The organism is Citricoccus sp. CH26A (assembly GCF_000224415.1).
In the GTDB taxonomy this organism is placed as follows: domain Bacteria; phylum Actinomycetota; class Actinomycetes; order Actinomycetales; family Micrococcaceae; genus Citricoccus.
Genome location: NZ_AFXQ01000043.1, coordinates 1 through 10,494 on the forward strand (window position 1 = coordinate 1; position 10,494 = coordinate 10,494).

The following is a 10,494-nucleotide window of genomic DNA, read 5'->3' on the forward strand; positions in this document are numbered from 1 at the left end:
CGGCGTCCGGATGGCCGGCCATTTCGGCGGCCCGGGGATGGACTACTTCAGCTACCACTACCCGGGGACCGCGGCGGAGGCGCTGGCGCGTCTGGAGACCGCGGTGATCGACTGGTGTGCTGCCGTGGACGGGCTGGACGAGGCCGCACTGGCAGCGTCCGCGGGGGCCTCCGAGGCGCCCTTCGAGGATCACCCCATGCTGGAGCTGGTCCTGCACATCAATCGCGAGGCGATCCACCACGGCGCGGAGATGTGCCTGCTACGGGACCTCTACGCGGCCCGACGCTGAGGAGGGGACACGGGTCGCGGCCCGGTCCGGCGGACCGGCGTCGAGGCCGGGACGACGCTGGGAACGGTCAGCGCCAGCGGGTCGTCATGATGAAGCCGATCACGGCGATGCCGAAGCCGATGCCGATGTTCCAGCCCCCGGCCTGGGGAATCGGGGCGAGGCCCATGGTGAGGTAGTAGACGACGATCCACAGCAGCCCGATGATCATCAGGCCGAACATGATCACCTTGTACCAAGTCGGCAGCGGCCCCGGCTCCTGCTCCGCCGCTCGGCGGGCGGCACGGCGTTCGGCCTGCTCGGCCTTCGCCTGGCGCTTGACGGTCTTGCCGTGGGTGCGGGACTTGGACTCGGGCACGGGATTCCTGTTCGACGGGATCGGTCATGAGGACGGTCCGGGGGGACACGGCGTATTCTTCTGCAGACGACTGCAATCCCGGCCAGTCTATCGGCGGCGGCCGGCTCCCGTGGCGAGGACCCTGCCGGGAATCAGGCTGCAGTGGTCGAGCCACCACACGGCGCTCCTGCCCCAGATCCCCGATTCGACGATTGGCACCACCGAATGACCTCACCGTCCACCCGCACCGCCCGCATCCTGGTGGTCGACAACTACGACAGCTTCGTCTACACCCTCGTGGGGTACCTGCGTGAGCTCGGTGCCGACACCCTGGTGGTCCGCAACGATGCCGTCACGGCGGGCGAGGCCATGGAACTCGCCGCCGAGCGGGATGGGGTGCTGCTCTCCCCAGGCCCCGGCACCCCGGCAGAGGCCGGCATCAGCATCGAGATGGTGCACTGGGCCGCAGCCCGGTCCGTGCCCCTCTACGGCGTCTGCCTGGGGCACCAGGCGATCTGCGAGGCCTACGGGGCCACCGTGAGCCACGCGGCCGAACTGATGCACGGCAAGACCTCCCAGGTGCGGCACGGTGGCCACCGGATGTTCCAGGGGGTCGCGGACCCTTTCACGGCCACCCGGTACCACTCGCTCGCCGCCGTGCGCTCCACCATCCCGCCGGAACTGGAGATCACGGCGGAGACCGAGGGGGGCATCGTCATGGGTGTCGCCCACCGCAGCGCACCCCTGTGGGGCGTGCAGTTCCACCCGGAGTCCGTGCTGACCGAGGGCGGGTACCGCATGCTCGGGAACTGGCTGGAGTCCCTGGGCATGACCGGGGCGGCCGCGCGGGCCGACACGCTGTCGCCGCTGGTCGGCTGACCGGTCCACGGCCTCCGGGCCGGATCGCGCGTCAGCCGTCCCGGTTCCCGCGGCCGTTGCCGCCATCGTTCCCGCGCCCGTTGTCGCGCCCGCTCCCTCGGTCCTCGTCATCGTTCCCGCGGCCAGTGCCGTTCGAGTCGTCCTCCCCGCGTCCGGGCCGCGGGCCCGCCGCCTCGGGGGTCTCCGACGCGGAGGGGCTGGGTGACTCCGACTCCGACTCCGAGTCCGACGGTGAGGGCGACGGCGACTCGGACGGGGATTCCGAGGGCGACTCCGAGGGTGACGCGGACGGCGTCGGGGACTCGCTCTCAGACGGCGTGGGGGACGGCGACGGCGCCGGGGCCCGGGCCACCTCCACGCCCACCGGCGAGCCCTGGGCCACCTCGGTACCCTCAGCACGTGCCTGGCGGATGACCGTTCCGGCCGGGTAGCGGGTCGTCACCCGGGTCTCGACCTCCATGCTCAGGCCGAGGTCCTCGAGGGCCTGCCGCGCCTCGTCCTGGGTCATGCCCACGACCTTGGGGACCTGCACCATGCCCGAGGAGATGAGCAGTTCCACCGATGACCCGGCCCTGACGGTCGAACCGAGCTCCGGTGAGGTCTCCACCAGCCGGTCCCGGGAGATCTCGGCGGAGGGGACGTACCGCACCGAGGAGATGGACAGTCCCAGCTCCTCGAGGGTGTCCCGGGCGGTCGCCTCCGACTGGCCAGCGAGGTCCTCGGGGATACTCACCTGCTCCGGACCGATGGAGATCAGCAGGGTGACCTCCTGGTTCTTCTGCACGGTCGCCCCGGCCTCCGGCTCGGTGCCCACGGCCAGGTCCCGGGGGACCTCGTCGTCGTGGACCTCCTCCAGGATCGGCCGCAGCTCGGCCGAGGTCAGCGTGTTCTGGGCCTCGATCTGGGTCATCCGGGCCACCTCGGGCACGCTCACCTGATTGGCCTCGACATTGCGCCGGTTGAGTTCGTCCATGAGGAACCACCCTCCCGCGATCGCGGCCAGGGCCAGGACCACGACCAGGACCGGCATCCACACGTGGCGCCGGCGCCGGCGCCGCGGCGGACCGCTGGCGGCGGATTCGTCCGCGAAGGCCAGCGGGTGGCCCGTCGTCTCGACCGGCGGGGCGGACGGGGTGACGGCGCTGGGGGCGGCGGCCACCACCGGATCGCCGGTGGCGGGCGTCGTGGTCCCCACGGCGGCCATGGCCAGGGTGGGCTGTCCGTTCGCCGGTGTGGCGGCGATGGCCTCGGTCACCCCACCGGGGACCAGGCCTATGGCCTCCGTGCGCTCCGGCTCCCCGGCCGTGGAACCCTGCCCGCCGACGAGGGCCGCGCCGGCTCCGGGGAGTCCGGCGGTGCCCGCCCCGGTGCCCTCGGGGTTCGTCCGAGCCCGCTCCAGCGCGGCACGGAACTCCTCGCCGGACTGGAAGCGGTCCTCCCGGTCCTTGGCCAGGGCCCGGGCGACCACGGCGTCGAGGGCGGGTGAGACCTGGGGGTTGAGGGTGGACGGGGCCGGCGGTTCCTCGCGCACGTGCTGATAGGCCACGGCCACCGGGGAATCGCCCACGAACGGGGGCCGCCCGGTGAGCAGCTCGAACAGCAGGCACCCGGCCGAGTACAGGTCGGAACGGGAGTCGACGGTCTCACCGCGGGCCTGCTCCGGTGACAGGTACTGGGCGGTGCCCACCACGGCCTGGGTCTGCGTCATGGTCGCGGCCGAGTCGGACAGTGCCCGGGCGATGCCGAAGTCCATGACCTTCACGGCGCCGGACGTCGTCACCATCACGTTGGCCGGCTTGATGTCCCGGTGGACGATCCCCGCCTCGTGGCTGAAGTCCAGGGCCGCCAGCACGGCGGAGGTCCACGCCACCGCCTGGTCCACCGTGATCTCCTCCTGGCGCAGCAGGTCGCGCAGGGTCCGTCCGTCCACGAACTCCATCACCATGAACGGGCAGGCGACCCCGTGGTGGGCGCCGTCCTCGTACTGCTCCTCGCCGGTGTCGAAGACCGAGACGATGTTCGGGTGGTTCAGGGCGGCCGACGACCTGGCCTCCCGGCGGAACCGGGACTGGAACTGCGGGTCCCGGGCGAGGTCCGGACGCATCATCTTGACGGCGACCCTGCGCCCCAGGCGTAGGTCACGGCCCTGGAACACGTCCGCCATACCGCCCCGGCCGATGAGGTCACTGACCTCATACCGGCTATCGAGGATCCGTTGGTGGGGCACTGTTCTTCGGTCCTGTTCCGTGAAGGGTGATCGTGGGGGGAGGGACGGGGTCTGGGCGGCTCGTCCGGCCGGGGTTCTCGCGCCACGTGGACGGGCCGGGCCCGTCCTGTGCGTGGTCCGTCCGGTCCTAGCCCAGAGGCTCGGTGTCCTGTGAGGGAGCGGGGGCGGCCCCCATGGCCGCCCCGCCCGGAGCCTCCGTCGGGTCAGTGTCCGTCTCGGACGGGACCTGCGTCGGGGCGGACTGCGTCTGGGTCGCCTCCTCGGTCTGGGTCGGCGGTGCCGAGGTGGTGGCCGGCGCCGAGGTGGTGGCGGGTGCCGAGGTGGTGGCCGGCGCGGTCGTGGTCGGTGGTGCCGAGGTGGTGGGGGGCGCCGAGATGGTGGCCGGTGCCGAGGTGGTGGCCGGCGGTGCGGTCGTGGCGGGCGGTGCCGAGGTGGTGGGGGGCGCCTGGGGGCCGGTCGAGTAGTCCACCGTCACCAGCGTGCCCACGGGCATCTCGCCCTGGGGGGAGAGGGACAGGACGGTGCCCTCGGGGCTGCTGTCCTCGATGGGCCTGGCCTCGACCTCGAGGCCCAGGGCCTGCAGCGCGCGGGTGACGTCGTCGATCTGCTGCCCGCGGTACTGTGCGGCCACCACGTCGACGGTCTCCGGCAGCGTGCTGGTCTCGCTGGCCGAGGTGGGCGGGGCCGAGGTGGTCTCCTCGCCGCCGCCACCGGCGAGCATGGGGCCGAGCCACATGCCGAGGATGACGAAGCCGGCCAGGGCGACCAGCCCGATCATCGGCCAGGTCCACGGGCTGCGCCGCTTGCGCCCGGCCGTTCGGTCCAGTGCGTCGTGGCCGTCGACATCTCCGGACCCACCGGGTGCGGCGAGACCGGACGTGTCGGTGCCGGGGACGCCGTCGGGCGAGCCGGTGGCCGAGATCGGCCCGGCCCCTGCGCCCGCGGCCGCACCCGCGGCAGCCGCGCCGGCCACCGGCAGGGCCGAGGTGCCGGTGCCCCGGGAACCGGAGGCCCCCGGGGAGCGGTCGATGACCTCGGTGGCGTGGGTCTGGGTCATGCCCGAGTAGTCCACCGGCTGGGTCACGGCCTCGGTGGGTGCACCGGTGACCGTGGCACCCGAGGTGAGGAACGGCAGCATCCCGGGGACCGAGGCCGCCGCGGAGGCGGTGTCCTGGCGGCGCAGTGCCTCGGCGGCATCGGCCAGGGACGTGGCATTGGCCGGGCGGTCCTGGGCCTCCTTGGCGAGCATGGACAGGATGAGCGCCCGCACCGGCTCCGGGATCGTCTCCGGCAGCGGCGGTGGCGGGTCGTTGACCTGGGCCAGGGCGATGGCGATCTGGGACTCACCCGAGAACGGGCGGCGTCCCACGAGGCACTCGTAGCCGATGACCCCGAGGGAGTAGATGTCGGAGGAGCCGGTGGCCTGCTGGCCCGTGGCCTGCTCAGGCGCCAGGTACTGGGCGGTGCCCATGACCTGCCCGGTCGCCGTGAGCGGCACCTGGTCGGCCAGGCGGGCGATGCCGAAGTCCGTGACCTTGACCCGGCCGTGCGGGGTGATCAGCAGGTTGCCCGGCTTCACGTCCCGGTGCACCAGGCCCTGGGCGTGCGCGGCGGAGAGGGCACGCGCCGTCTGCGCGATGATGTTCAGGGTCCGGTCCGGGGACAGGACCTTCTCCTTGTCCAGGATCGCGGACAGCGGCTGGCCGGGGACCAGCTCCATCACGAGGTAACCGGAGCCGTCCTCCTCGCCGTAGTCGAAGACGTTGGCGACCCCGGGGTGGTTCAGCAGGGCCGTGTGCTGGGCCTCGGCGCGGAACCGGCGCAGGAAGTTCGCGTCCCCGGTGTACTCCTCCTTGAGGATCTTCACCGCCGTGAGCCGGCCCAGGACCTTGTCCCTGGCCTTCCAGACCTCGCCCATCCCGCCGATGGCGATGCGCTCGGTGAGCTGGTACCTGCCGCCCAGCGTGATACCCGATGTCGGCCTCACTGTGTGACCACCGCCTCCATGATGTCCTTCAGTTTCGTCGACGTCAGCGCGCTGCCGGTGTCGTAGTCGATGTTCTGGTACACGAGCGTGACGGCCACCTGCGGGTCGTCGGCCGGGGCGAACCCGGTGATCCAGGAGTGGACGTCATCCGTCTCGGCGCTGATCTGCGCGGTACCGGTCTTCGCGGCGATGTCCACCGTGTTCGACTTCGCCCGGTAGGCGGTCCCGCCTTCCACGACCCCGCGCATCATCTGGGTCATCTGGTCCGCGACCTCCGGGGTGGTGGGACGCTTGAAGACCTCCGGCTGGGTCTCCTCCAGCAGGGTCAGGTCCGAGCCGCGGATGGAATCGATCAGCTGCGGTTTCATCAGGGTCCCGTCGTTGGCGATGGCCGCGGCCACCATGTTCATCTGCAGGGCGGTGGCCTTGACGTTGCGCTGGCCCAGTGCGGACTGCGCCAGTTCCGCGTCGTCCATGTCCTCGGGGAACTGCGATCCGGAGACCGTCAGCGGGATGTCGAAGGACTCGTTGAAGCCGAAGTTCTCCGCCGTGGTGCGGATCCTGTCCTGGCCCAGCTCCATCGCGGCGGTGGCGAAGGGGGTGTTGCAGGACTGGGCGAAGATCTCCGCGAGGGTGGCCTGGTCGAAGGTGCCGCAGATCCCGCCGCCGAAGTTCCCCAGCTGGGTGCTGGAGTTCGGCAGGGTGATGCTGTCCGGCACCTCGAGCACGGAGTCCGGCTGGTACTGGCCCGACTCGAGCATGGCCACCGTGTCGATCAGCTTGAAGGTGGACCCGGGGGCGGCCAGGGAGGCGGTGGGACGGTTCACGTAGGGGCTCAGGCCCGGGACGGACTGCAGCTCCTCCATGTTGGCCGCGGCCTTGGCCCCCGAGTGCACCGCCAGCAGGTTGGTGTCGAAGCTCGGCTTGGAGGCCATCGCCAGGATGTCACCGGTCTTCGGGTCCGTGATCACCGCAGAGGCGGTGACCCCGTCCGGCAGGGCGTCGTAGGCGACCTGCTGCATCCGCGGGTCGATGGTCAGCTCGACCTGGGCGCCCTCCATGGGGGTTCCCGAGAACAGCTCGACGATGCGGTCCACGAACTGGCCGTCCGAGGTGCCGGCCAGGTAGCGGTTCATCTTGTCCTCGAGACCCGTGGCGCCGTACGTCAGGGAGTAGAAACCGGTCAACCCGGAGTACAGCAGGGGGTCGTGGTAGACGCGCTGGTAGTTGAAGTCGTCATTGGACTCCACCGACTCGGCGATCGCCGCCCCGTCCACGAGGATCGGACCCCGGGCCGAGCCGAACTCCTGGTACAGCTGCCGGGAGTTGAAGTCGTTGTTCTTCAGGGTGTCTGCGGCGACCACCTGGATGATCGAGATGGCCGCGATGAGCACCATGAACATCGCGATGATGACGACCCAGGTGTTGCGGATGGCCTGGTTCATGCGATCTCACCTCCCGGTGTGGCGGTGACGGGGGTCTCCGGCCCCGGGGTGGCGGCACCGGTGGCAGGGTCCTGGTGGCCGGAACCGGCCCCGGAGGCATTGACCATCGGCCCGACGGCGACCGGCCGGCGCGCGGACTGGGAGACCATGAGCACGAGGGCGACCACGAGCCAGTTCGCCAGCAGGGACGAACCTCCGGCGGCCATGAACGGTGTGGTCAGACCGGTCAGCGGGATGACCATGGTGACACCGCCGATGACCACGAAGCACTGCAGGGCCATGGTGAACGCCAGCCCGGCGGCCAGCAGCTTGCCGAAGGTGTCCCGGGTGCCCAGGGCGGCCCGCATGATCCGGGTCACCAGCAGCACGAACAGCATGATGATGGCCGCCAGTCCGACGAACCCGAGCTCCTCGCCGAAGGAGGCGATGATCATGTCCGAGTTCGCGAAGGCCACGATGTCCGGACGGCCCCCGCCCAGCCCGGTGCCCAGCAGGCCGCCGGAGGCCAGCCCGAACAGGCCCTGGACGATCTGGTAGCTGCCGGCCCCCCGGTTGTAGACCTCGGGGTCGAAGGCGTTGAGCCAGGCGTCGACCCGCAGTCCGACGTGGGAGATGGTGTTGACGGCGATCACGCCGCCCACGGCGACCAGGGCCAGGCCGAGCAGGATCCAGGAGGTCCGCGACGTGGCGAGGTAGATCATGGCCATGAACAGGCCGAAGAACAGGATGGCGGACCCCAGGTCTCGCTGGAACACCAGCACGCCCATGGAGATCAGCCAGGCCACCACGAGCGGGCCCATGTCCCGGAACCGCGGGAAGGTGATCGGCCCGATCCTCTTGCCGGCGAGCAGGATCAGGTCCCGGTTGGCGGAGAGGTACCCCGCGAAGAAGACGGCCAGCGTGACCTTGGCGACCTCACCGGGCTGGAACGAGCCGACCCCGAGGTTGATCCAGATCCGCGCCCCGTTGATCTCCATGCCCAGCCCGGGAACGAGCGGGAGCACGAGCAGGAGGCCCGAGATGGCCAGGAACAGGTAGGGCCAGCGGCGCAGGATCCGGTGGTCCTTCAACAGCCACAGCAGCGTGATCGCCGCGCCCATCGCGACCACCGTCCAGATCAGCTGGCGGGAGGCGGCGTCGTCCCCCTCCGCGACGTCGATCCGGTGGATCATCGCGATGCCCAGCCCGTTGAGGGTGATGACGATGGGCAGGATGTAGGGGTCCGCGTAGCGGGCCTTGAGGCGCAGCACGAGGTGGAACAGCAGGGCCATGATCGCCAGCACGGCGCCCTGGACCCAGTACTCCGGGGTGATCTCCCGGTCCATGCCGATGGCACCGAGCAGGTTGGCTCCGACCCCGATGCACAACCCGAGCAGGAGCAGGACGAGTTCGGTGTTGCGGCGTGGACGCACCGGGACGACGACTTGGTGCATCAGCCGGCACCCCCGCTGGGGCTCGGGCTGGTGGTGCGCTCCGGCGACGGGCTCCCGGACGGCGTGGCCGTCCTCGTCGCGCCGTCGGTTCCGCGCGGACCGGCAGACCCGGAGGGCCGCGGAGTGGCGGGTGGGGCAGGGGTCACGGAGTTCTCCAGGTCGGTGACGATCTCCTGGGCGTGTTCCAGGTCCCGGGCCGGCAGCCCGGACTCGACGCGCTGGCGGGTATAGGACGGCAGGTCGTCCAGCATCACGGCGGTCTCGGTGTCCAGGTGGGACAGGGTGATCGGTCCCAGCCTCTGGGAGACCCCGTTGTAGATGGCCACCCGCCCCTCGTGGGCCCCCACGTAGTACTGCGTCTGGGTCCAGAGGTAACCCCAGGTCAGGACGACGGCGAAGATCAGTGCCAGCAGGGCGGTGAACACCGGGATGAACACCGACCGGCGACGGCGGACCGGGTGGTCGGCCACCCGTTCCGCGGTGTCACCGCGGCCGGGATCATCCGTGTCCGGATCAGCGGGCCGGCTGCCGCCGATCAGCTCGGAGGCGGCGCTCGCGGCGAGTGGGTCCAGCGGCGGCGCGGTCTCGGCCTCGGTGGCACCGGTCAGCAGCGTGGCAGCCCGCTTCTGGGTGCTGCGCCGGGTGACGATCGGGATCTGGCCGGTGTCGGTGGCCTGGGCGGCCGCCCCGACCAGGACGTGCGGGCGGGACTCCAGGTCCTCGCGCAGCAGGGACCCCGAGACCGGGCCCGTCTCCGCGGGTGTCGCGGCGGCCAGGGCCTCGTCGGAGAGCTGTGCACGGGGCGGGGTGGCGGCCTCCTCGGCGGTGGACTCCGCCACCTCGAGGGCGACCACGGTGACGTTGTCCGGCGCCCCGCCGGCCAGGGTGAGGTCCACGAGCTCGTCGGCGATGGCCTGCAGGTCCCGGCGGTGCCGCAGCTTCTGCTCGATGGTCGACGGGGAGACCACGGCGGTCAGCCCGTCGGAGCACAGCAGCCAGCGTTCTCCGGGCGCGGCGGGGAGGGCCGAGATGTCCAGCTCGGGAGAGGCGTCCACGTCACCCAGCACCCGCATCAGCACGTTCTTGTGCGGGTGGGACTCGGCCTCAGCGGGGTCCAGTCGGCCCTCGTCCACGAGCCGCTGGACGAAGGTGTGGTCCACGCTGACCTGCTCGAAGGACCCGTCCTTGAGGCGGTAGGCGCGGGAATCGCCGATGTGGGCCAGGTGCAGGGTCTCGCCCGCGAGCAGGAGCGCGGTGCAGGTGGTGCCCATCCCGGCGAGCTTGGGGCTGGCGTGCACCAGGTCGTTGAGGATCAGGTTCGCGTTCTGGATCTCGTCCGGCAGCACGGTGGACGGGTCCGGGTACCCCGTGGCGTCCAGCACCGCGAGGTCCAGGACGGTCGAGGCACTGGCCACGTCCCCGCCGACGTGCCCACCCATGCCGTCGGCGACGACGGCGAGGTGGAGGCCGGCGTAGGCGGAGTCGTCGTTCTTCGACCTGACCCTGCCCACATCGGACCGCGCGGCGAAACGAAGGACCAGTGGCATCGGGTTCAGGACCTCAGCTCCAGCACCGTCTTACCGATGCGAATGGGCGTGCCCGGCTCGACCGCGACCGTGCGGGACAGCGGGTTGCCACTCACGAAGGTGCCGTTCGTGGAGCCCAGGTCCTCGAGGAACCAGCGCGAACCCTGCGGGAAGAGCCGGGCGTGGCGGCCCGAGACGTAGTCGTCCTCCAGGACCAGGTCGGCATCCTCCGCCCGGCCCAGCAACAACGGCGTGCCGTTGAGCTGGATGACGGTGTCCTTCAGCGGGCCCTCCGTGATCGCGAGCCGGGTGGCCAGCGGGCGCGCGGCCGCCGGCGCGGCCGCGGGTCCGCCGGGGGCGGAGGGCGCCGTGGA

The 10,494-nt window shown here is 71.3% G+C and carries 9 protein-coding genes; 2 read left to right on the forward strand and 7 right to left on the reverse strand.

Annotated elements, in window-relative coordinates:
- A partial coding sequence (locus CITRI_RS0115325) for a DinB family protein (protein WP_010145818.1) occupies positions 1–289 on the forward strand: 289 nt, incomplete at its 5' end.
- A gap of 67 nt (positions 290–356) precedes the next feature.
- Here CITRI_RS0115325 and CITRI_RS0115330 read toward each other — a convergent pair.
- Positions 357–644: a cell division protein CrgA gene (locus CITRI_RS0115330; protein ID WP_010145820.1), complete on the reverse strand. Its 288-nt coding sequence runs from the start codon at positions 642–644 to the stop codon at positions 357–359.
- A 204-nt stretch (positions 645–848) separates the two neighbouring features.
- Here CITRI_RS0115330 and CITRI_RS0115335 point away from each other — a divergent pair, with 204 nt between their 5' ends.
- On the forward strand, positions 849–1,502 hold the full coding sequence (locus CITRI_RS0115335) for an aminodeoxychorismate/anthranilate synthase component II (protein ID WP_010145822.1): 654 nt from the start codon (positions 849–851) through the stop codon (positions 1,500–1,502).
- Positions 1,503–1,533: 31 nt separating this feature from the next.
- Here the strand turns inward: CITRI_RS0115335 and pknB are convergent, their stop codons facing one another.
- From pknB to CITRI_RS0115365, 6 genes are all read right to left on the reverse strand, one after another.
- Positions 1,534–3,729, reverse strand: a complete 2,196-nt coding sequence (pknB, locus tag CITRI_RS18155; RefSeq protein ID WP_010145823.1) for a Stk1 family PASTA domain-containing Ser/Thr kinase — start codon at positions 3,727–3,729, stop codon at positions 1,534–1,536.
- Between the two features lie 127 nt (positions 3,730–3,856).
- Positions 3,857–5,716 carry a protein kinase gene (locus tag CITRI_RS0115345; protein WP_010145824.1) on the reverse strand — a complete coding sequence of 620 codons (1,860 nt, stop codon included), beginning with the start codon at positions 5,714–5,716 and terminating at the stop codon, positions 3,857–3,859.
- Entirely contained in the window at positions 5,713–7,161 is a 1,449-nt protein-coding gene (locus CITRI_RS0115350; protein WP_010145825.1) for a penicillin-binding protein 2, read from the reverse strand. The genes CITRI_RS0115345 and CITRI_RS0115350 overlap by 4 nt, the downstream gene beginning before the upstream one ends.
- Positions 7,158–8,594: an FtsW/RodA/SpoVE family cell cycle protein gene (locus tag CITRI_RS0115355; protein WP_010145826.1), complete on the reverse strand. Its 1,437-nt coding sequence runs from the start codon at positions 8,592–8,594 to the stop codon at positions 7,158–7,160. Before CITRI_RS0115355 ends, CITRI_RS0115350 begins: the two co-directional genes overlap by 4 nt.
- On the reverse strand, positions 8,594–10,141 hold the full coding sequence (locus CITRI_RS0115360; protein WP_010145827.1) for a PP2C family serine/threonine-protein phosphatase: 1,548 nt from the start codon (positions 10,139–10,141) through the stop codon (positions 8,594–8,596). The genes CITRI_RS0115355 and CITRI_RS0115360 overlap by 1 nt, the downstream gene beginning before the upstream one ends.
- A gap of 5 nt (positions 10,142–10,146) precedes the next feature.
- Positions 10,147–10,494, reverse strand: a 348-nt coding sequence (locus tag CITRI_RS0115365) for an FHA domain-containing protein (RefSeq protein WP_010145828.1), incomplete at its 5' end; no start/stop codon positions are given.

What these genes read in the sequence shown, in the direction of transcription:
- CITRI_RS0115350 (WP_010145825.1), bottom strand. Translation starts at nt 7,161, where the DNA reads ATGAACCAGGCCATCCGCAACACCTGGGTCGTCATCATCGCGATGTTC.
- CITRI_RS0115355 (WP_010145826.1), bottom strand. Translation starts at nt 8,594, where the DNA reads ATGCACCAAGTCGTCGTCCCGGTGCGTCCACGCCGCAACACCGAACTC.
- CITRI_RS0115360 (WP_010145827.1), bottom strand. Translation starts at nt 10,141, where the DNA reads ATGCCACTGGTCCTTCGTTTCGCCGCGCGGTCCGATGTGGGCAGGGTC.
- CITRI_RS0115335 (WP_010145822.1), top strand. Translation starts at nt 849, where the DNA reads ATGACCTCACCGTCCACCCGCACCGCCCGCATCCTGGTGGTCGACAAC.